Origin of the sequence: Alteromonas antoniana, assembly GCF_019249295.1 — a bacterium.
In the GTDB taxonomy this organism is placed as follows: Bacteria; Pseudomonadota; Gammaproteobacteria; order Enterobacterales; family Alteromonadaceae; genus Alteromonas; species Alteromonas antoniana.
The window spans coordinates 178,946-201,931 of the sequence record NZ_JAESDH010000004.1 but is presented as its reverse complement, the minus strand read 5'-3'; the positions used below and the strand labels follow the sequence as shown (position 1 = coordinate 201,931).

Here is a 22,986-nt window from a genome sequence, read left to right as displayed (position 1 = left end):
ATCCTCTTTTATGCCGTGGTCACGGCGCGTGTTTCCGCTTCAATAAGACGGGACAGTTCTGTTTTGCAAGAACCGCAATTGGTCCCGCATTTCAGTGAGCGGCCCAGCTTTGACACCGAGTCACAACCTTCGCGGATCGCGTTTTTTATAGGAAGCTCGCGAATGGAATAACAACTGCAAACTACAGGGCCAGAAAGAAATACATCGTCCGGCCGATGATGCAGCAGACCGTGTAACTGCTCTGCAGAGAGCGCGGTGGTGCCGGCAAACATCTCTTCCAGCCATGCCAGCGGCGCGTCAACGGGCGTAGCAGAGAGCAAAATGACAGCCTCAGGACTCCCGTCGCTCGTTAAGAGCAGCGTGCCTTGCTCATTACCTTGGTAAGTGGTGCACTGGAGATGCGAATCGATATTCCGAAGCAATGAGGCGGTCATCTCATCCGGTGACCGCACATCGGCTACATCCATCATGGCACCTTTTTCCCCCGGAATTTTCAGCCAGTAGTGCCAGTGTTCACTAAGCGCGCTTACCTGCGAAGCCTGGCCAAAAACAACACCGTAAGTAGCCATTCCGGCCGTTTCGATTTTCACCGCGCCATGCTTAAGTTCCGGTTGTCCGGAAAGCGGATCGTGCGCGCCATCTAGCAATAGTCCCACTTTGGCATGTGACCCCCAGGTTGCAGACCAGTGAATGGGGGCGAAGACTTCTCCCCGGCGCTGTGCGTCATCCACCTTTACCGGCAACAGCACGTTATCTTCACTGCAGCTGGCTTGCAGCGATACCAGTTCGCTGGCGCTTATCCCCAGTTTCTCTGCATCCGAAGGGTGCATGCTAAGCGCCGGGCGCTCGATGTGTCTGAGTAAGCGAGGCGCATTTCCGGTTCGGGTCATGGTATGCCACTGATCTCTGATCCGTCCTGTATTCAGAATGAAGGGATAGTCGGCAGACGTTTGTTGCGCCGGCAGTTCGGGGACAACAGCGATAAATTGTGCTTTAGCATCTGTGGTGTAAAAGCGCCCGTCTGAAAACACCCGTTGCTGACCACACCGGTGGTACTCAGCCAGCGGCCACTGAACTGGTCCCAGGTTATCGTATTGGCTTACAGAAAGATCAGCCAGCGGCGCCAGATTCAAAGCTCTGGTATGTTGGTTATCCCTTGCCGTGAGTTGGCAGTGTTCGAAAAATATCTGCGCCGGATGGGTATAAGAAAATGCGTTTTTAAACCCCATTTCACGTGCAACAGCACTGATGATTTCCCAGTCATGGCGAGCCTCACCAGTAGGTGGAAGCAACCCGCGCTGGCGCGAAATTCTGCGCTCTGAATTTGTTACCGTGCCGTTTTTTTCAGACCAGCCGGTGGCGGGCAACGCGATATCCGCAAATTTCATCGTATCGTTTTCTGCCACAGTATCTGACACGATCACCAGTTCACAGCGTTTAAGCGCAGCTTCTACCAGCGCCCGGTTTGGCATGCTTGCCACCGGATTCGTTGCCATGATCCACAGTATTTTGATTTTTCCTTCTGCGGCGGCTTTGAACATATCCACCGCTTTCAGACCGGGTTTCTCTGCCAGTGCAGGCGCTTCCCAGAATGATGCAACGATGTCGCGATGCTGAGGATTGTCGATATCCATATGCGCTGCCAGCATGTTGGAGAGTCCACCCACTTCCCTGCCCCCCATCGCGTTTGGCTGGCCGGTGATAGAAAACGGGCCGCAGCCTTCTCTACCGATTTTGCCTGACGCCAGATGGCAATTAATAATCGCGTTGCCTTTGTCCACGCCGCTGGTTGACTGATTGATGCCCATGGAAAAAAACGTCACCACACGGGGGGAACGGCAAAATAACGAATATAGTGAGGTGATCGATATAAGAGGTACATCACACATCGCCGCCACAGCATCAGGTGTCCACGCCTGTGAAACCGCCAGTGCCTCAGTAAAGCCTCGGGTGTGTTCGTTAACAAACGCGCAGTCAGCGGCATTCGTTTCAGCAATGAAGCGCAACAGCCCGCAGAAGAGCGCCGCGTCGGTGCCGGGTTTTAGCTTAATATGGATATCAGCCAGCGTAGCAGTATCGGTTTTTCTTGGGTCTACCAGCACAATTTGCATTGCTGGATTTTTGAGCTTTGCCCGCTCGATTCGCTGAAAAAGCACCGGGTGGGTCCATGCCGCGTTGCTACCGGTGATGATAAGAAGATCGGTACTCTCCAGATCGGTGTAGTCACACGGCACAATATCCTCTCCGAAGGCCCTTTTATAAGCCGCAACCGCTGAAGACATACACAGGCGTGAGTTCGTATCGATATTTGCGCTGCCTATGAACCCTTTCATAAATTTATTGGCAACGTAATAGTCTTCGGTCAGCAACTGGCCGGAGCCGTAAAGTCCGATGGCTTCAGGGCCATAGTCGACAAGTGTCTGCGTTAGTTTTTGTGCAATGGTCCCAATGGCGCTATCCCAGCTTGCCTTTTTGCCGAGAATGCGTGGTGCTAATAGTCGTTTTTCCGCTCCCAGAGTATCCAGAAGATGGGTGCCTTTGATACACAGCCGACCAAAGTTTGCCGGATGCTCTGGTGTCCCGCCTAGTTGAGACAAGGGCCTATTCCCATCGCCTTGCGTGACAACATCGACGCCACAACCTACACCACAATACGGACACGTGGTTTGCATCAGACGCGGTTTCTGGCTGGAACTCTCTGGCGGTAATGTCGTCATAACATTCACCGGCTATAACTGAACCAGCACGCGCTGGCTGTCTACTCGCACGGGAAATACTGCAACGCTGACGTCATTCCGTTCAACACATTTCCCTGTTTCAAGCACATAATGTTCTTTGTACAGGGGCGAAGCGACTACGATGTCAGTGCTTATTGTGCCTAAAATGCCTCGGTACAGCACGTTTGCCTGGCCAACCGGATCCCAGTTGCTGATGGCGAAGATCTGTTTACCCTCCTCGCCCCCTGTGAGAAAAAGCGCGACTTGCTGGTCTTCAACGAGAGCGCATACGCCGCTATTTGTTACCAGATCGTCAATATCACAAACGTCGTGCCACTTTGGGGTAAAACTTGCTTGTGCTTGCATGTGAATTCTCCTATACAATTTCAACCGGAATGGCTTTCTCTGTGCGTTTTTCTGCACGGGTGGCAGGTCTGATTTGGTCCCGTTCAGCGACAAACTGTATGTTGGAATCGGCAGCGTCGCTGTTGACGAACTGACGGAATCGTTTCAGCGCATCCGGCGATTCGATCGTCGTTTTCCATTCGCACTGATAGCTGTCGGTAATGCGCTGCATCTGTGCCTCCAGCTCTTCACCAATGCCAAGGCAATCATTGATTATCACGTCCTGAAGGTAACTCAGGCCCCCCTCCAGGTTCTCCATCCACACGGAAGTACGTTGTAATCGATCCGCCGTTTTGGCATAGAACATCAAAATGCGGTCGATGTATTTTTGCAGCGTAGTATCGTTAAGATCAGTGGCAAATAAGTCACCGTGACGGGGCTTCATTCCCCCGTTCCCGCACACGTATAAATTCCAACCTTTCTCGGTGGCAATGATGCCGATATCCTTACTTTGCGCTTCCGCACACTCACGGGTACAACCAGACACGGCGAACTTGATTTTGTGTGGTGCTCGCAGTCCCTTGTAGCGGTTCTCAAGGTCAATCGCTTTGGTCACCGAATCCTGCACGCCGTACCGGCACCACGTGCTTCCCACACAGGACTTCACGGTTCTGAGCGCCTTTGCGTATGCATGGCCGGTTTCAAAACCACCGGCTACCAGTTCTTCCCATATTGCCGGTAGCTGTTCCACCCTTGCGCCGAATAAATCAATGCGCTGGCCACCTGTAATTTTTGTGTAGAGGTGGTATCGCTTAGCAACATCGCCCAGAAGAATCAGCTTATCAGGCGTAATTTCTCCTCCGGCTACTCTTGGTACCACCGAATAGGTACCGTCTTTTTGCATATTTCCAAGGTAGGTATCATTGGTATCCTGCAGCGGCTGGTGCTCACGCGTAAGAATGTAGTCATTCCAGACCGAGGCAAATACGGAAGCTGCCGCCGGTTTACAGATATCGCACCCCATACCTGTGCCATGTTTAACCAGCAGCTCATCAAATGTATGGATCTCCTCTACCTGAATCAGATGGTAGAGTTCCTGGCGCGTGTAGTTAAAGTGCTCACAAATCGCTTTTGAGACTTCCACGCCACGCTTTTCAAGTTCGCTGTCGACCACATTTTTAAGCAGTGCTGTACAGCCTCCGCAGCCGGTGCTGGCTTTCGTAGAGGACTTTACCTTTCCCAGCGAGCAGCACCCGGCGTCAATCGCACCGACGATATCGCCTTTGGAAACGTTGTGGCATGAACAGATAGTGGCAGAGTCTCCTAACGCGTCGGCGCCCAATGATGGTGCTTCGCCTCCTGTAGGTAAAATAAGCGATTCGGGCATTTGCGGTAAAGCTATGCCGTTTAGTGCGTATTGCAACAAAACATCATAATCGCTGGTATCACCCACCAGCACGGCACCTATTACCTTTTCTCTGGCTGCATCAATGACCAGTTTTTTATACACGCCCTCAGGCTGATTGTGATACGTGTAAACCAATGCGCCTGGCGTCCTGGCATGAGCATCACCAATAGACCCGACTTCCACGCCCATGAGTTTCAGCTTGGTACTCATGTCGGCACCGGCGAATTCGCCCTGCTGTCCTGTGAGATGGGCAACCGCGGCCCTTGCCATCGCATAACCGGGCGCTACCAGACCAAAAATACGGTTTTGCCATAAGGCACATTCACCGATTGCGTAAATGTCCGGATCTGAAGTCTGGCATTGATTATTAATCACAATTCCACCGCGCTCTCCCAACGCGAGTCCGGTCAGACGGCCCAGTTGATCGCTGGGACGGATCCCCGCAGAGAACAGGATTAAATCCGTTTCCAGATAGGTATCATCACCAAAATTCATGCGATAGCGGCATTGCTCACCGTCAACAATTTCTGTCGTCGCTTTTTGCGTGTGAACCTGCACACCCAATGACTCAATTTTTCCACGCAGCATGTCCCCACCGGGCAGATCCAGCTGTACTGCCATTAGTTGGGGCGCAAATTCAACAACGTGCGTTTCCAGTCCGGCCTGCTTAAGTGCATTTGCTGCCTCAAGCCCGAGCAACCCGCCGCCAACCACCACGCCAACACGACTTTGTGCCGCGCTGGCGCTGATAGCTTCAAGATCATCGATGGTGCGATATACCAGGCAGTGCGGTTTGTCATTTCCGGGAATGGGCGGTACAAAAGGATAGGATCCCGTGGAGAGAACAAGCTTATCGTAGTGATAGACATCACCGGTTTTGGTAATAACCTGTTTGCCCTCAGGGTTGATTTCAGTTACCCACGCATCTGTAACAGCATTTACGCCCCAATCCTGGTAGGTTTTTGCGTCAGTCAGCGCCAGGTCCTGGGCTGTTTTACCTGAAAAATAGGACGATAAGTACACACGGTCATATGCCAGGCGGCTCTCACCACTTAACACCGTGATGTCGCAAGACTGGCCGCTATTAACCAGTTGCTCCACAAAGTGGTGGCCTACCATACCGTTACCAACGATAACGATGCGTTGAGCTTGTGAGGAAAGGGTCATTTCGTTCACCTTATAATTTGGCAAAAAAAAACCCACGACCGATTTCTCGGTCGTGGGCGTCGTTGCCTGGTTTAGCGATTTGCTATCAAATTGTTCAGAGCGGTCGGCGTGTCTATTACGCGATGCTTATGCTTATGTGTTTATAGTGCAATCAAGTATAGTGCCAAATATCACACCTTATATATTTCAATAACTTAGGTTAGCACCCGCTCTCCACGACACACTTTTCGCACCATGGTAGTGCAAGGATGCACTATGACTGACATCATCACGTCTCACCATCCGCCAAAATGCACTACCAGCATCGCAAAAAAAGCGAAAGTCGTTATAGCAGCGACCCCCTGCCATACGCGAAGCGGGTGTTTTTCCAGTAATGGTAGCGCTTCTGTAGCCGCTGGATTAGGATAAGAGAGATCATGTACGAATTCAGTCAGGGCTGCATATCGCTTGTGGGGCAGAAGATGACAGGCACGCTTCAGCGCAAAATCCACCCACACAGGAATAACGGCGTCCTGCGCACAGGCAGATTGATACCTGATTTTACGTAACCCGCTGATACTGGAGACCTGGGCAACGCGCGTACCATAGGGAAAATGGCCTGACAGTAAAAAATAAATCATGATGGCCAGCGCATATTGATCCGCCCGCGTATCAGGATGCAACCCTACAATATATTCAGGCGCGCAGTACTGCAAATCACCCGCAGCAACAGGCAGCTCCGGCGAAGAGGAGAAACGGTAATCGAAATAGCTGGCGCTGCCCAGATCAATAATTTTCAGAATACCGTTATTATCAAGCAATACGTTTTCCGGCCGGATGTCCTGATGCAGGATCCCTTTTCTGTGCAGCGCATTTAATCCCTCAACCAGTTGCGCGCCCCACAGTCTAAGCTGCGGCAACGTCATCATACCGTTATCATCGTGCCATTGGCGCAGCGATTGGCCGGGAATATAGTCGGATACTGCGTAGAACCAGGAACGCACCGACCCTAAAAAAGGGCATGTGACGACATACGGAGAACGTACCATCCGGGCAAGCCACTCCTCTTTTGCCAGGCTATCGAGGTATGACGGATTTTCTGCCATCTCTGTTGAGGGAAACTTAAGAACCGCCAGGGTTTCATGCTCCTTACAGCGCGCCAGAAAAACACGATTTCTCTCATTGCGAGAGAGTTCCTGTGTCAGGATCCAGTTATCGATACGCTTATCCACTGCCACATCATCGGCAGGCGGAAGAAAGCCTTCATGAGTATAGGCTAAAGCGTTATCGCTGCTTGTGTTCCCGACGTTAACTACTACAGCGGTGAGATTATCTTCACAGCCATTCTGTTTGGCCAGCGACGCAAGTCTTTGCGCAGTAATCTCCCCATCCCCTGCGTGCGATGTAAGCGTATTCGCTATCTGCACATTGGTGAGCGACTCTGCAATGCCGTCGGTCAACAACACGAAGCTGTCACCGGGTCGCATATCGACAGCAACACACTGTGCCGATAAGGCTGGTTTTAGTCCAAGCGCATTGCTCAATAACGCTTCGCCCCAATCAGACTCTGCGCGGTGATGCGTTGTAAGACAGGTGGCGATATGATTTCTGACATGATAAATCGCACTGTCTCCGCAATGCAGCAAAACCGCTTGGCTAGCGGTCATTATCACCGCACTGAAAGTGCACACGTAACCATGCTCTGGATTGTCCTGATAGGCGCTGGTTTGTGTTTTCACGTATAAACGGGTGTTAATTGCTTCAGCGACGTGACGCGCGGCCCGCTCAACTGACCACAGTTCGCTGGTAAAAGGAAAATCATGAACAAACTGATTCACAGCCAGGTCGCTGGCGTATTGGCTGACCTGACTGGAACTAATGCCATCAGCGACAACGGCAATTGCAGCGTGGCGTTCAGATGCAGAAAAATCAGGCACTGCTACCTTGTAGCAGTCCTGATTTACGGGTTTATTTCCAGCGTCAGAAAACGCTGAAAAAACAACATTAAACACCGGCAATCACACTTTATCGTTAACCTTCGCGGCTGGTACCGCTTTATTAAAACCGCCCGTCAGATCACGCTTCGGCGCCGTTTTAAAATGGGTTGAATAAAGCGTCAGTCCGGTGAATGCCAGGCCCCCTACCAAATTACCCAGCGCAGTGGGAATTTCGTTCCAGATGAAATAGTCAAGGACCGAGAAATCTCCTCCCATAATCAGACCGAATGGAAACAAAAACATGTTCACTACCGAGTGTTCAAAACCCATGAAGAAGAACAGCATGATAGGCATCCACATTGCCAGAACCTTGCCACTCACATGCGTGGAAATCATGGCGCCAACAACACCTAAAGACACCATCCAGTTACACAACATGCCGCGGATAAATATGGTAAACCAGCCAGCAATGCCATACTCTGCGTAACCAAGGGTTCGCGCTTCACCGATCCCGGCCACTTTCTGTGCAATAGCTCCGCCGTCGACGTTATATCCCATAGTAAAAATAAAAGACATCATAAATGCGACCGTCAGTGCGCCGGCAAAGTTACCCAGAAAAACCAGCCCCCAGTTACGTAAAATCTGTGGCCAGGTAACACCGGGACGTTTAGCCAGCCAGGCCAGCGGGCAAAGTACGAATACGCCCGTGAGCAGATCAAATCCCATCAGATACAACATACAAAAGCCTACCGGGAACAGCACGGCCCCCAGTAAAAAGCTGCCAGTTTGCACGGCGATGGTCACCGCAAACACAGCAGCCAGGGCCAGAATCGCTCCAGCCATAAATGCCCGTACGAGCGTGTCACGGGTCGACATGTAAATCTTGGACTCACCTGCGTCGACCATTTTTGTTACGAATTCAGAAGGAAGTAAATACGCCATTTTTTTCACCTGATTAAGTTGTGTGTCAGTCAGTTTGCGCAAACCAGATATCACTTTTCTGAAGACAAAAAAAAGCGCCCGCACCTCTCCTATTAAGAGAGTTGCAGACGCCTTTGTCTGAATTCAGGTTGTGATAGCGAAACTACGCTTGCTGGAAATAACCAAACAAGTTCAGTGCCATATTTGAAAGAAACTAAAAATAAAAGTTGAATCAAATAGTTAAATAGAAAACCATTGAGCGATTTGTTGATATTGATGCAACAGTTGTGCGCTATCACGATGCAGCCTCACCATTTTGGTGCTTTTTTATCAGGCTATTGTCATGACGCAGCTTAGCTCTCATTACTCGAAGGTATTGATTTTGCTGCATTGCAAAATTCAACACAATTGCGGGAACACATATTGCTATGTTTCCACTAAACGATTTTTTCCTGCATGACCCATGGCAAAGCACAGTGACATCACCAAACGCTTTTTACTGGCGGCAAAACGTCAGGAAATTGCAGCACTTCAGCAGTTGTCATCAAATTGCCGCACTGTAAAAGCGGTAAAGGACTTGATACATCAGCTTCAGCGTGAGCGCGGAATCAGTAACGTATTTCTGGGTTCCAAAGGCGAGTTGTTTGTAGAACAGCGTCAGCACCAGCTTCTGCAGAGCAAAGAATGCGAACAAACATTACGCAGTGTGCTGAAATCCCTATACCTGGGGAACCACGACCACAATCAGCCAATGCGACTCCTAAGCCGGATCACCTTTGCGCTGCAGGGCATTGACCACCTGCCGGTATTGCGCGAAAAAGTGGATAATTTAGCGCTGACTCCTCTGGAATCAACCAGTGCATACAGCCGGCTAATCGCAGGGTTACTGGAGGTTGTTTTCGAAGCGGCAGACGTTGCTAGCGATCCTCAAACCACAAGACTGCTTGTTGCCCTGTTTAATTTTATGCAAGGAAAGGAGTACGCGGGACAAGAGCGGGCATGGGGCGCGATTGGTTTTGCACAAGCCAATATCAGTGCTTCGATATGCGACAAAGTCCAGGCACTTACAGCCTCACAATCCCAGTGCTTCGATACCTTTGTCAGTTACGCCGATGATGAAGAAACCTCCCAGTGGGAAGGCTTACAACAAAGTGAAGTCACTCAGAACATTGAACGCTTGCGACGGATGATTTGTCAGATATCAGGCACAGAGACAGTGTCGTCAGAGCTGAGTGAAGTATGGTATGAAGTGGCAACACAACGAATTGATACTATGCAGCTTACCGAAGAGCACCTTACCGGGCGCCTCACCCATCTGGCGGAGAGCAAAATAGTACAGGCAGAAGAAGAGCTGAGAAACCACGAACTCTTAGTCGCTTCTCTTAACGATGCCGTTATGGCAACAGGATCTCCCTTCACTATGCTGTTTGATAAGTCAGTAAAAGGGCTGAGTGGGCTGGATGCTGAAGCCGACGATGCGCTGGAAGAACCCAGCGTGCTCTCTGCACATAAGTCTTTTTATGAACTTATACGGGATCAATCTCAGTATATTCACGATATGAAAGCCGAACTGGCAGAAGCAAAGCAGGCGCTGCACGAGCAAAAAAGCATCGACAGAGCCAAACTGTTACTGATGCAGCAAGGAAAACTCTCTGAACAGCAGGCTTACCGGAAAATGCAGACGAGTGCGATGGCGCAAAATATTCGTCTGGCTGACCTTGCAAAACGTATTGTCACGACAGCCGGCTAGGGAAGATAAGTGCACACTGAATTACACCGGTTTTTCTTCGCTCTTTGTCGACACCATGCTTATACCAAACAATCTGCTCTACTGCGGAACCGGTTGCTTGGTAGCTCGCAGCTGGTTTTTACAGTAATAGATTCATACTGGATAACCAGGCTACTTTTACTGATTGTTTTGTGGTTGTTTCAGCGTCTCAAGCTTTTCCAGGATCAGATACTGCAAAACAACTGAAAAACCAACCGTTAAAAAAAGCAGGATATCGAAAAACGACTCTCCATTTCCTTTCAGTAGATAGCCAACGAGTAACATTGCAACAAGCAATGCATACACCACTTTAACCATGACAAGTTTTGACATCAGACTTACCTTCCGGCTTTGCGCATTTTCCCTGGTAAAAGGCTCACTTTCAGGGCGCTATACCTCGCGAGCCTACATAAAAACTGATTATTCAGCGAAGTACCCGATAACCATCATTGCTCCACCAATAGTCAGCCCGAATATGCCCGTAGCTGGACCTCCACTCAAGCCTAATCCAATAACGGCCATGCCTCCCGCTGTCCAGTCGTTCATACCACCTGATACTTCTTCAACTTCCATTTCATTTAACGATGTCATTCGTTTTCCTTAACAAAAAAGTGTGTTGTTGCTGGCCAGCTACAATCACTTTACTCGCCGTGAGAGAAAAAGCACCTGTATTGAAGGTCTGATGACATGTTTTTTTGCGAAATGTTAATCGTCTTTCTTCTTCTGAGGAACTGGGCTACCGTGCAGTAAAACCCGCTTAGAAGATATTGTTATATTGGGGATATCGATTTTGGAACTTTTGATTATCCCTGCATCGTCGACTTGAAAAAAAGCACGCTGTCCATTGGTGTCCAGCACATAGTCAAAGTTGTCCGAGCCCTCATAGTCGCGGGCAATAGCATCAACCAGGCCATTGGCATTTCTGTCGACTGCCCACATTTTGTAGGTACGGTTTCCCATCCCCTTTTCAGTCATCGCCAAAGAGGCCAGGTGCGAGCCGTAATCTGACAATATCGTGTCATCATGCTTAAGGTTTCTATCAACCTCTTTGCCCTGGTAATCGCCAGACAAGTGCCATCCCTCTTCTGTCATCTCCAGAAATAACATGTAAGCCACAGCCCCATTTCCAACAGAATACTGACTCGCATTAATCAAAGAGCCGTCAGCGTAACTCCAGGACTGTGATACTGTATCTGAGCGCAACAGCGCTACCGGGCCCTTGGGGGCAAGGGCTGAGACTATGCCCTGCTTTTCAATGTCTCCGTCAGCATCAATGTAAAACGCTTCTCTGCTGAACCCTATTTGCTCCTGATTCATCTCCAGCGCCATGATGATTTCAAAAAATGGTTCACGCGTGATGCCCGTTTTCAACGCGTCGATCAAAGAGGTAAATACGGTAGAAAAAGTATCTCTGAAGCCAATTTCGTTGTGCATACAAATCAGCAGATTATCGCCAACCTGGGCGGACTTCGATTTTAACACGCCCGTTACCATCTCTTCGCCCTCACCGAGATTGTAAAGAGTATCCAAAGAATATACCGGAATATCCGTAAGTACCTCATGCTCGACAGAGAAGGTGCGCATTCCAGTCAGTGATTTGCCATTAAACTCAGCCGCATCCTGCAGTCCATAGTCCACCATGTTGTAGAGCGAGGTTGCCGGGCCGTCAAACTCGGTCAGTACATAACAGTCCAGTGGCGATGCAGTACCGATATCGTTAACAAAGTACCAGGCGCTGTCACCGACAGGCGCAATCTCCAGCTCGCCCATGATCTTTTTACTGATACCCAGATCCTGTATTTTCAGGTATGAACGCAGTGTGACGTTTTTCTCATCCTGTAACGACTCGGCAAACCATTCCGGTAGCTGTTCCGCGGATATAAGATCTTTTGCAAGCGCGGTGTGACAGAATACGAGTAAAACGAAAAGCGCGACGGTTTGGCAACGATACAACATGTTGCGAGTCTCCCTGAGGTGTAAAAGGTCCATGTAAAAAAGCGGCTGAAGAATACTGCGCCTTTGCATGAATTGCCAGTTTGATACAGGCGCTGGCTTATAATTTAATATTGGTGGTGAAAACGCAGTGCCAGCGATCTTGCCATTCTTGCAACCGGCGCCGCTTTTTATCAGGTTACCCCGTATCTCACACCGTTGTCTCCGATCAAAAAAGCGCTGGGTGTGCGTGGTACGCAATGCTAAGACGCCGGCAAGGCAGGCGAGGTACGCAGATGCTAGAACGCCGGGGAGACAGGCTCGCCGACACTAACACCTGCGTTTACCTGTGCGTTTATCTGTCAGTCACGCTGTATTATAAACCGCTGAGCGGCGAGCGGGTTTCGGTTGACATCAAACACCTGCAGTTCTACCGATGTCGCGTTTTCATCGACATCCTCATCGCTTAGTCTGGCAAACCAGTTTGATTTTTCATTGCCCCACAGCAGGTTTGTAAACTTGTCCTCAAATGTTTCATCGGCATAATGCATCCGCCAGCGAATGACGATCATGGTCATATCCCGCGAGCTTCTGAAGGCGTTGTCAGTCTGAATATCCAGCGCAGCACCGAATGTGCCTTCCTCCAGCAACCTGACAGTAGCACTGCCATCGTAGCTAAGCCCATCTTCCCCAAAGGTTGATCGCCCAAACGCATCAATGTCGGCCTTCACATCCAGCTTGTCCAGCTGATACCAGTTCATCATCTTCTGGTGCAACGCCCTGCGCCCAGACTCGGTTAAATCGTCTGACATCAACACCTCAGCCAGCACAGACCGGCGTCTGGCGTAACTTGAATCATTAACCGGTAGCCCTTCGCTGTCTTTCGCTTGTTGCTCCAGGTCCATGAGCTCGACACATTTTGCCTCGTCGCGCGTTACACCATGTCCAAGACAGTAACCTCTTGCCAGCATGACATTAACCATCGCATTATGCTTCTGGTCTCTTGCCAGCTCATACATTGTCATCGCCATGGCTTTGTCTTCGGTAACGTACTTGCCGCTATAATAATGGTTGCCAAGCACAAAGCTGCCTGAACTGTCACCCTGCTCTGACGCTTTACGGTACATTGTGAGCGCTTTTTCCGTGTCCTTGTCCACAATGTCCGAGTGCTCGTAATACCAGCCAACACCAAAATAGCCATCGGCACTGCCCATATCAGCAGCCAGTCGATAGAAATCCAGTGCCGTTTGCTTGTTGCCGTTTAGCCAGCGATCATTATCAAAGGTTGCGGCGACGCGCGTGTACTCTTTGCGGATCATTGGCTTGTCTTTTTCCCCGATGCTATCGATATTGAGTGCAGGTAATCCCAGCGTTTCCAGTAAAAACTGGTAACTCATGGTGTGCTGGTGCCAGTCACCGTACCAGTTTGAGTGACCATGACCGGCGTGCTTGTAATAGACTGCCTGGACATCCTTGTTGTGACGCTGTAATACGTACTCCATTCTGCGGGTATGTTCCACCGTAGTGATGTCATCTTTTACACCGCCGAACAGCAGTACCGGCACATTGATATCTTTGGCCAGATACACGGGCGATACGTCGAATAATGCATCGTCCAGCTCGCCAATGGTATTCGTCCAGCCTTCCCGGACTTCGTCTAACACGGCAAGATTGCTGGAGTTAAACATAAGCGGAAGGTCGTACACCCCGAATGCGCCAATCACACATTCAACATCCTCGGGATGTTTGAGAGCCAGCATCATGGAGGAATAGGCACCGTAACTTCCTCCAATCGCACAAATATGTTCGTAGTTGTGTTGCGCCATCGCGGCGTTAAGGGCAGCAGTAATATCTTCTTCAATCATTTTCCCCCACTGCCCGACACCCGCCTCCCGGAATTCGGTGCCGTAACCGGCAGAGCCCCGGTAATTTACTTTTAACACCGAGAAGCCGCGACTGACAAAATAATGCACGGTCGGATCAAACTCGACGGTGTCCATCACGCCTACCGGACCGCCGTGCGGCATGACCAGCAAGGTGTTGTGTGATGACGATGAGGGTATCGTAAGATAGGCATCAATGGGTGAGCCATCCTGGCTCTGCGTTTGAATTAACCGGGTTTTCTCAAAGCTATATCCCTGCAAATCTTCATACAACGGCAGCAACTTCTCAATTACGTCGCGCGTGCTGTCGTATAGGTAATAGGTGCCCGGATTGGCAGATGAGAAGACGTTTAATACCTGCTGACCGGTAACCTTATTTTCCGCCACAACCCGTGTCTGGTTTTCACCAAATTCCTGCTTAAGCCGGATTGAATTATCCTTTTCCTGTTCGTCCAGAAACTCACTGGTAAGCTTGCCGTGCTGATAATAACTGACGGATATAACCTTACCGGTTTTTGCTGACACGTCGGCGTCGACCAAATCAAACGTGCTATGAGAATACAGTAGCTTGCCGAATGTCTGCGTAGGCAAGTCAAATTCGAACAACGACATCGTGTCTGTATCCTTGTTCGTCAGTACGGCCATCGTTTGCTCTGATAGCTGCCCAACCGGGATAAAATCCCACTCCTCAAGCTTTAGCTGATAGCGGTTTGCATTCCCGAAATCGTCCAGCGCCCCAATGAAGAAGTACAACTGTTCATTGTCAGCATCGATTTCAAGCGCCACCAGGCGCGCCAGGTCATCACTGTAAGCAAACCAATCGTATTGCCTTGGCACGCCTGTAACTTCATATTGCCCCACCGCACTTCCCTGGCGCAGTGCCTCCACAGGAATGCGGTAAATGAGAGGAGTATCGCTGCTGCGATTTTTCAATGCCATCAACACATAGCCAGGCTCATCAGGCAAGGTCGTTAATAAATAGCCCTCTACATTCAGTAAGCGGTTATCCCACGTCCCATTTTCTGCAGCAGGATCGCTGAACACCACAAGCAATTTGCTGCTTCTGTCTATTTCTACATTCACCAGAATGGTATGGCTGTCCAGCCAGGCATAACCACGTACCCGCTCGTCATCATCCAGCACCAGCACGCCTTCCAGAGCTTTGGATGAAGTACTCTGCAACGCCAGATATGTGCCTTCATTAAATCGCGCCAGATATGAGACATAACGCCCGTCAGGAGACAAATCCGGAATATTAATATTGGGCGACTGAAACAGCTTCTCAGCAGGCACCGGCGCAGCGGACAGCACCGGACTCATCAGCCCGAATAAAACAACGGTGAGTAAGCCAAAGTACTTATTCATTACCGGCTACCTCCTGTTGCGCCTGCATGCGCTGCAGGAACGGATCGGTTCCGGGACCGTCATAACGTAGCTCACGGTTTTGCAGAATGGAGGGAAACTTCTCTTCCATGAACAACAGCGCCTCGGTGGAGCGGTTGGCCAGCTTCAGATCATCGGTTAATTGTGCCAGCCAGAAATTCGAGCGGGTTTGTACTTCCACATGGCCGACATAACTGATGCCACCGGGTCGGATCGTAAAATCCCAATGACCCTCTTCCAGCTCGATGTACCAGTATTGATTGAGCTTGATCTCTTCAATCCGGTAGTCACCGGCTGCCAAGTTGATAAGAATATACTGGGTTCCGGAGCGTAGATCCGCGCTGGTAAGGCGAATGTCTTTTGGCCCATCGATGTCGATACTTTGCAGGCCCTGATTCGTGTCCACCCCCAGCAGCAAATATCCGGCATCCACATCAAGGTTAATGTCTTTGTCTTCTTTGATAGATGACACGGTTGATGCACAACCTGTCAATAAGGCGGTGATAAGCCACAATCCATATGTACGCAATGTCATAGTCTTCCCTGTTATTATTTTTTCTTTACTTCGCGTGACAGGCCTTAATCAGCTAAAGCTGCATCTGCCGTGTCAGCCGTGCTTAAAGCACAGTCTTTGTCTGAGATTATCAGAGATTATTAAAAAGTGGAAAATTTGTGCAGGTCGCCTATTCCCGCCCGTAAATTACGTTTTAACACGTGCAGTTAAGTGGTCTGTATTGATTAGCCGGACAAAGTTGATAACGGATACTGGGGTGTCAGGCCGGCTATTTGAGACATGACATGGAGCAAAGGTTTTCATCCGCTCACCCAAAAGCTCCGTACACGTATTGTCGTGTATCAGTCGTCGTAGTCTTTCGCCAGCGGCCCTTCGACTCTTTGGTTTATTTTCTTGGAAAAAGACACTTCAGGTCTCACTGACTGAACGGCTTTATGAAGTTTTCCCAGACTTACTCCGTAATTCAGGCAAACATGGAAAAAGCGTCCATCATTAAGAACCACGCCATGTTGTGCTATACCACGGCCAGCGTGAGATAAACTTCTACGAGACTCAAATCGCTTGATATCGCTGACTGCAACATCAAAAGACCACATCTCGGAATCAGGATATTTCACTGTCATTCTGTCGGTAGTCACTATAGCTTCGTATGTGGCCGGATGCCGGTGGTGCCACCAGACAACATAAAGCAGGATCAGACTGGATACGGAAAATGACCAAAGCAGGATTTGTCTTAAGGGCTCTTCTACGCGGGTCTGCTGAACGTATTCATAGCCATATAACACGGCAATATAAAACCAACACATCAACGCCATATTGATAAATACCAAAGCACGTTGTTTTCTGGTTCTCTTAAAATGAAAAAGCGTCTGTTCTGGTTTCACAAGTGAAAATAGTTGCGCAAGTTAGAATACAGGATTGGTATTCACTATAGATGCTTTTTTGCCAGACACATATTGTCCGGTGCGATAAATACGGATTACGGAATATACTTAACCGCTACGCATGCTGTACCACATCCTTGATTGTCAGGGCTGAATAGCGGCCCTGACAGGATAGTGCGTTCACTTTCTGTATTTCATTTCCTGCAGCAATGAGGTACTCATAACCGTGCGGTATTCTGCTCTGTTTCCGCTTTCTTCCTGCATTTTTTCCATGCTTTTTTTTACCCATGCCATGTAGTTTTTCTGCCTTTTTTCATCTTCCGCTGCGTCAGGCAAGCTGTTAAATACACGGATTAAGTAAAGATCAGGTTCATCGGCCCGGGGATGCACATTACTCAGTATTTCATGTCGGGTTAACCATCCCTGAGATACGGCATAGTCCATATTTTTTCGCCATTCAGTAGCCAGCCAGTTAGCGTATTTAAGGCCGCCACCATCAGTAAGTTTAATACCGGTAACTTCCCAGTACACTCCACTTACCAAAGGAAACTCATGGTCATCTGCATATACATTTTGAATAGAAACTACGCTAAATACACAAAATATAACTCCTTTAATTACATTCTTAATCATCTTTTTATCTCCATAGGTCAAAGCACAACAATGCGCTTTGAGACGTAAAGATAGTGCTGAATCTGACACCCGTCCATTTTTAAGCGAAACTAAAAACACTGTTCTTTATTATTTTATAAACACAGGATGTAAACACAGACTGCCAAACCGACTTTAAACGTAAGGAAGATGCGAATAACTCTATGGTCGCTCAGGCTCGCAGCCAGGTGACTAATCAAGGCGGTCTTTTCAGGCCTAACGGGGTAAATAATAAAGACCAACGACGAGTAGGCGCTTGGCTGGAAACCCCGGAGGGCGAGCGCTGAAGCAAACATTTGCGACGTTAGGCTTCTTGGCAAGGGCGACCGCCATTCCCTGCGAGTCCTGCCTTGCAACTGCATGTTTCAGGACTCGCTGAGTGGCTATAGACTTATTCGCATCTTTCTTAACGTAACAACCGCGTAATTCATCTCAAATTACTGGATAAGAGAGCGAAAGCGGGCTTCTATATCGCTAATTAACCCTGCTGTATCATTTCTGCGTTCAATTTTTCGGCGTGGTATCAACGGCTATCAACCATTACCAATAAATCGATAAATTAGCATTGGCACACTTTCGCTTTTCCCTGAGGTAAGCGGAAACGGTTCTAGCGCGGCGTCATGCCATTTTCAGATGACCCCGTTACCGGAATGAGAGAAGATACCAGGCAAACATGCCCGCGTAGCTCGCCAGGCCATAGATTATAAATCAAGGTTAATCGCGAGCCCCCGGGCACTCAGACCAAACGGATCACGATTAAAGCATCACCTTTAAGGACTATCATGCACACACTACCCAGAACCCTTATCGCGGCCACCGTCGCACTCTTAAGCGCAGGATGTGCTACGCAGAATGCGTTGCCGGGCGATGTGGCATCAGCATCTTCTGCTATTGCACCTACGTCAGCGCCAGTGTCTTCTGAAAATAGCCATGCTCTTAAAATCGTGACGTGGAATACTGAACATCTTGCTTACCCTGCAGATACCGGGTGCCGCCCGCGAAGTCAGGACGACCTGGCAGCCATGTCCGCGTATGTTAACTCAGTTGATGCGGATATTTTTGCTCTGCAGGAAGTTGCTTCAGAGGACGCGTTAGCAATGTTGTTTCCGGAATCAGAATGGCAGTTGATTCTGTCGTCCCGTCCGGACAGTGAGTCTTATGAATGCCGCGGGAATGGTTTCACTTCTACTCAGCAAAAAGTGGCTTTTGCCGTTAAAAAAGCCATCAATGTGACCGGGGTGAATAATCTCGATGCGCTGGGTCTGGACAACCCTGGCTTACGGTTTGGTGTATCCATTACCGTCGACTCTTCTATCGGTCCGACAGACATTCTTGCGGTTCATCTGAAAAGCGGCTGCTTTGTAGATGACTATAAGCGTAGCGATTCCGACGCGTGTGAGACATTGGCGGATCAGGTTCCTGTGCTGGATAACTGGGTACAGCAGCGAGAGAATTCAGGCAAACCCTATGTGATTCTTGGCGACTTTAATCACCGCATATCCGCACCTTACAACCGGCTGTCACAGACGCTACTGCGCAATGACAGAACGACGTCAATTGCCACTCGCAACCTCATAGGCTGCCACCCGCGCTATCCTGCCCCCATCGATCATATTATCACCGGCGGAATGAACGGTGCTGCAATCACAAAAACCGCGCAGGTTTATCCTTTCAAAAACATGGATGAAGATGCCATGTTAAGCGACCATTGCGCGGTTTCAGTTACCCTGTTTGATGACGAAACTACGTTATCTAATGCCGTTATCTGGCAACGTACCAGTAAAGAATACGAATTGCTGACTGCTGGCATGTATCAGCAGGCGATAGAGTCTGTAGAAGCGATGTCAGATGCGCCGGAGAACTGGGTTGCCGTGATGGACGTGGATGAGACAGTGTTAGATAACTCTGCTTATCAGCAACAAACTGAAATGAACGGGAAAGGTTACTCGCCACAAACCTGGGATGCGTGGGTAGCCAGCGAGCGCGCTACGCTGGTTCCCGGGGCAAAAGCCTTTATTGAAGCGGTATTTGAGAAAGGTGGCAAAATCGCTCTCATAACGAATCGAAATAGATCACTGGACATGCATACCTGGCGTAACCTACAGGCTCTTGGCGTACCGGTAACGTCGAACAATACCTGTCTGATGGGACGCACTGACGCAGATAAAAAAGCCATGGGACAGCCAGGTATTACTAACGACAAAGACCTTCGTCGCCAGCAAATCTCATCCGGTTTGGCGCAGTGTTTCCAGCTTACCCGAGAGATAAATCTGACCTGGAAACAGCCTCACAATATTGCATTTCAGGTTGGTGATAATATTGAAGACTTCGCCGGTGTAACGCAGGAGGACGCAGACATCGAGAAGCTGCTGCCAGCGCTCGGAGACACTCTCTTCTTATTACCCAACCCTATGTATGGGTCCTGGTAAGCGCTTTTTCGCAGTTGCCGGCCGGTTATAGCGGATCCGGCTTGCGTGCGTTTCTCAGCAATTATCCGGCTACGACAGGCTTCCACGGGCAGGAGTAATGATTATTCTGTCACGAAACGTGGATGAACAGGGCGCAAACACTTTGAAAGACAACACAAGTTAAGGTATTTGCGCTTCTGCCCCCCTATTCCTTCTCACACTAAAGGTTTGGCGTATCAAAGCTGCGTCTAAAAGCTGGTTTTACTGGTAATAAGAAATGCCACATTATCCACGTTGTCGTCGCTAAGCGTTGGAAATGAAACATCAACATGAATAACCTGGGTATCAGAGGCATGGCGTGAGTAAAACCGTGCACCAACACCAAAGCTGGTGAGCCACTGAGAGTACTCGTTATCAAATCCCTTCGTACCATAAACTCTGCCGGCATCTACAAATGCCGCCGCTCCCACATCAAACAAATCATAAATACTGATATCGGGATAGTAACGTAACTCACCAGTAAAGGATGCTGCCGTTGTTCCTCGCTGAAATTCAAGCGGATACCCTCGGACACCCGTTTCTTCACCTATAACAACAGGCAGATCGGCGTACTGATTTTTTGTGTGTGACAGACGTTGTGCACCATACAGTCCAAACTTCGGTGACACCTTAAAGAAAAGCTCATTTTCCATAGTCAAAACCGAGCGCGGCACTGATGTACCACCGACGTCGTATTCGTAGGAAATACGCGACAACAGCATTGCTGACTCAGAAAGCTGTGTTCCTTTACTCGCTGCCAGGCTCATAAGATAACGCGCTTCGTCATTGTCCCTTGAGGCTACATTCATGCCCAGTTTACTCACAAAATGCCAACCAAAATTAAAATCCTCAATCTGATTGATTACATGGATATTGGTCAACGTTTTAAAATTATCTTCAGCGTATTCAAGCTGTATAAAAGGCACCAGATATTCCCGGTCCGGGGGGAGGTTGATATCGTAAACGGAAGAAATGGAATTAAATGTCCGCTGAGTATAGTCAACACCCAGTTTGTACCTGATCACTGAGTCTTCATCACGCCACCATTTTTTACCCCAGCTCAGTTGCAAATCCCTGTCGGAAAAATTCAGCTCGTAATAATCACTGCCATTTAGAAAGTATTGCTGAGAAAGGTCGCTGCGATAGATATTTGCTGACCAGGCTGTTGTGGTGTCAAAACTGATAAAGGGTTTGAGAATGCTGGCCGCTTGCATACTCCCGTCATCGGTGTCAGACAGTGTCAGGCTGCCGTAGACATTGTTACTCGTATACAACGGAAAGTGGCTGCTTAGCACATACCCGGAACGCTGTGCATCTTTGTAATACTCAATTTCAGCGTCAATACCATACCCCAACAAATTTCTGTCTTTCAGACCGACGGAATATTTGTTCACGCCCCCTTTTCGGCCAAAATCAGCCGTAGGCATTAACGTCCATTTGTCTGTGGTTTCAACGTTGATCTCACCGTCGTCATTTTGTGAGGCGACGGCTGACTTTATGTACTTAAGCTGCCTTAACGTGCGTTCAACTTCCTGAAGATCTTTTTCATTAATTCCGCACTTTTCATTCAGAAATGCCAGCTCGTTTTCGATGGTAAACTGCTTGGTAACAGTATGAAAGTTGTTTGCCAGGCGGTGAACCCAAAGGGTATCGGGATCATCCAGATCAAAGATATCATTGGTTGTTATATTCAGCGGCGGCGGTGGCGGGCAATCCTCGGCCTGTATCGGTGAGATAAAAACCATCAAAAAAAAACACGTAAGCGACCGGATTAACGACATAGCTCTCGTCTGCTCTTAACGAATTGCATCAGACTGTAACGTTATAAGCTTATGGCAGTCTTAAGGTCATCATTTTCTTGCGCAATACACTCTTTCAGGCATAAGTGCCTTACATTTACTGCAACGCATTAAGTACGGCTCCCCAATAACCTCGTCGGATGTTTTTCGCCGCCACAGCTCAATTGGTAAAAGCTAAGCATGAATATGTAGCGGATATTCAAATATGAAAGCTGGCTCTGCGCTAAGAGCATTTGGCATTTCGAGAATCTGTAAAAATACGGAATTCTCTTACTTTTTTAAAAAATAGTTGTTTTGTGTGTCACATTTTTCCACACGACCGTTTCTTTGTTCTGAACAGATAAATCAATAAGGAAACGGTAATGAAAACTTTTATAAAACACCTGATGACTTTCACTTTCATGATAACGGCTCTTTCAATGAGCCAGTCAACTTATGCAAATGATTCAACCCCGATAATCAAAGTCGATACTGTCGGCAGTGGCCAACCTGTCATTCTTATTCCGGGACTCATGTCTGATGGTTCAGTGTGGCAAAGCACGGCGAAAGCGTTGTCGAAAAACTATCAGGTACACATTGTTAATGTCGCAGGCTTTGGGGCAACACCCGAAACTGAAGGCACCACGGCACGAAACATAGAACAGGCAATCGTCGATTATATCCATCAGGAGAAGTTGCATTCTCCCGTCGTGATTGGTCATAGCTTCGGCGGCTTTATTGCTTTGGCGCTGACAGTCAATCCTCAGGTGGCCATCAAAAAAACCATATCGGTGGACGGACTCCCCTTTATAGGCCCGGTGTTTACCCGCACGAATGCTACTACGCCAGAAGATCTTCGTCCGCAGGCCTTACAAATCCGCAACCTTTACCGTCAGCTCAATCGTGAACAACTGCTGGCGCAAACACAATTAGGCATTGCCATTCAGGCGACTTCGAAAGAGGCACAACAAAACGTGCTGGATTTGGCAGCGCAGTCAGATCCTGCCACTGTGGGTCAGATCACCCATGATCTAATGGTCCGCGATTTACGTCCGTTACTAGCAGGAGATAACACGCCAATCCTGCTGCTCGGTGCCTCGGGTGCATTTACAAACCAAGCCGAACACGCTTATGCTAAGTCTTTGTATGAAGAGCAGCTTGCACAGGCGCCGCATGCCAGGGTAATCATGAATACGGAATCCCGTCATTTTATTATGTTTGATGACCCCACATGGTTAAATAATCACATTACTGCGTTTTTAGGAGAGTAGT

The 22,986-nt window shown here is 48.9% G+C and carries 16 protein-coding genes; 3 read left to right on the top strand and 13 right to left on the bottom strand.

Features of this window, described 5'->3' with window-relative positions:
- Positions 1-8: 8 nt before the first annotated feature.
- The 5 genes from JKP77_RS04915 to JKP77_RS04895 form a co-directional block, all read right to left on the bottom strand.
- The gene (locus tag JKP77_RS04915) at positions 9-2,717 is read right to left on the bottom strand and encodes a nitrate reductase (protein ID WP_218310085.1); all 2,709 of its coding nucleotides are present in this window, start codon (positions 2,715-2,717) and stop codon (positions 9-11) included.
- Positions 2,718-2,729: 12 nt separating this feature from the next.
- The gene (gene nirD, locus JKP77_RS04910; protein ID WP_218310084.1) at positions 2,730-3,083 is read right to left on the bottom strand and encodes a nitrite reductase small subunit NirD; all 354 of its coding nucleotides are present in this window, start codon (positions 3,081-3,083) and stop codon (positions 2,730-2,732) included.
- A gap of 10 nt (positions 3,084-3,093) precedes the next feature.
- A complete protein-coding gene (gene nirB / locus JKP77_RS04905; RefSeq protein WP_218310083.1) occupies positions 3,094-5,637 on the bottom strand; it encodes a nitrite reductase large subunit NirB in 2,544 nt (847 codons plus the stop codon).
- Positions 5,638-5,912: 275 nt separating this feature from the next.
- Complete coding sequence (locus tag JKP77_RS04900; protein ID WP_218310082.1) at positions 5,913-7,628, bottom strand: bifunctional protein-serine/threonine kinase/phosphatase; 1,716 nt, start codon at positions 7,626-7,628, stop codon at positions 5,913-5,915.
- A 6-nt stretch (positions 7,629-7,634) separates the two neighbouring features.
- On the bottom strand, positions 7,635-8,495 hold the full coding sequence (locus tag JKP77_RS04895) for a formate/nitrite transporter family protein (RefSeq protein WP_218310081.1): 861 nt from the start codon (positions 8,493-8,495) through the stop codon (positions 7,635-7,637).
- A 442-nt stretch (positions 8,496-8,937) separates the two neighbouring features.
- On the opposite strand from JKP77_RS04895, the gene JKP77_RS04890 reads away from it, so the two are divergent.
- Entirely contained in the window at positions 8,938-10,224 is a 1,287-nt protein-coding gene (locus tag JKP77_RS04890; RefSeq protein WP_218310080.1) for a nitrate regulatory protein, read from the top strand.
- A 156-nt stretch (positions 10,225-10,380) separates the two neighbouring features.
- Here the strand turns inward: JKP77_RS04890 and JKP77_RS04885 are convergent, their stop codons facing one another.
- The 7 genes from JKP77_RS04885 to JKP77_RS04855 all read right to left on the bottom strand — a co-directional run bounded on the left by JKP77_RS04885 (position 10,381) and on the right by JKP77_RS04855 (position 17,570).
- Entirely contained in the window at positions 10,381-10,575 is a 195-nt protein-coding gene (locus JKP77_RS04885) for a hypothetical protein (RefSeq protein ID WP_218310079.1), read from the bottom strand.
- A gap of 87 nt (positions 10,576-10,662) precedes the next feature.
- A complete protein-coding gene (locus tag JKP77_RS04880; protein ID WP_218310078.1) occupies positions 10,663-10,833 on the bottom strand; it encodes a hypothetical protein in 171 nt (56 codons plus the stop codon).
- Between the two features lie 114 nt (positions 10,834-10,947).
- Positions 10,948-12,198, bottom strand: a complete 1,251-nt coding sequence (locus tag JKP77_RS04875; RefSeq protein WP_218310077.1) for a hypothetical protein — start codon at positions 12,196-12,198, stop codon at positions 10,948-10,950.
- A 338-nt stretch (positions 12,199-12,536) separates the two neighbouring features.
- Entirely contained in the window at positions 12,537-15,422 is a 2,886-nt protein-coding gene (locus tag JKP77_RS04870; protein WP_218310076.1) for a prolyl oligopeptidase family serine peptidase, read from the bottom strand.
- Positions 15,415-15,975: a hypothetical protein gene (locus JKP77_RS04865; RefSeq protein WP_218310075.1), complete on the bottom strand. Its 561-nt coding sequence runs from the start codon at positions 15,973-15,975 to the stop codon at positions 15,415-15,417. The genes JKP77_RS04870 and JKP77_RS04865 overlap by 8 nt, the downstream gene beginning before the upstream one ends.
- A gap of 320 nt (positions 15,976-16,295) precedes the next feature.
- Positions 16,296-16,769, bottom strand: a complete 474-nt coding sequence (locus tag JKP77_RS04860; protein ID WP_218310074.1) for a hypothetical protein — start codon at positions 16,767-16,769, stop codon at positions 16,296-16,298.
- A 249-nt stretch (positions 16,770-17,018) separates the two neighbouring features.
- The gene (locus tag JKP77_RS04855; protein ID WP_218310073.1) at positions 17,019-17,570 is read right to left on the bottom strand and encodes a hypothetical protein; all 552 of its coding nucleotides are present in this window, start codon (positions 17,568-17,570) and stop codon (positions 17,019-17,021) included.
- Positions 17,571-18,271: 701 nt separating this feature from the next.
- Between JKP77_RS04855 and JKP77_RS04850 the strand changes: the two genes are divergently transcribed.
- On the top strand, positions 18,272-19,918 hold the full coding sequence (locus tag JKP77_RS04850; protein ID WP_218310072.1) for an HAD family acid phosphatase: 1,647 nt from the start codon (positions 18,272-18,274) through the stop codon (positions 19,916-19,918).
- Between the two features lie 227 nt (positions 19,919-20,145).
- Here JKP77_RS04850 and JKP77_RS04845 read toward each other — a convergent pair whose 3' ends face one another.
- Positions 20,146-21,684: a BamA/TamA family outer membrane protein gene (locus JKP77_RS04845; RefSeq protein ID WP_218310071.1), complete on the bottom strand. Its 1,539-nt coding sequence runs from the start codon at positions 21,682-21,684 to the stop codon at positions 20,146-20,148.
- A 413-nt stretch (positions 21,685-22,097) separates the two neighbouring features.
- Between JKP77_RS04845 and JKP77_RS04840 the strand changes: the two genes are divergently transcribed.
- Complete coding sequence (locus JKP77_RS04840) at positions 22,098-22,985, top strand: alpha/beta fold hydrolase (protein WP_218310070.1); 888 nt, start codon at positions 22,098-22,100, stop codon at positions 22,983-22,985.
- Position 22,986: the final 1 nt, after the last annotated feature.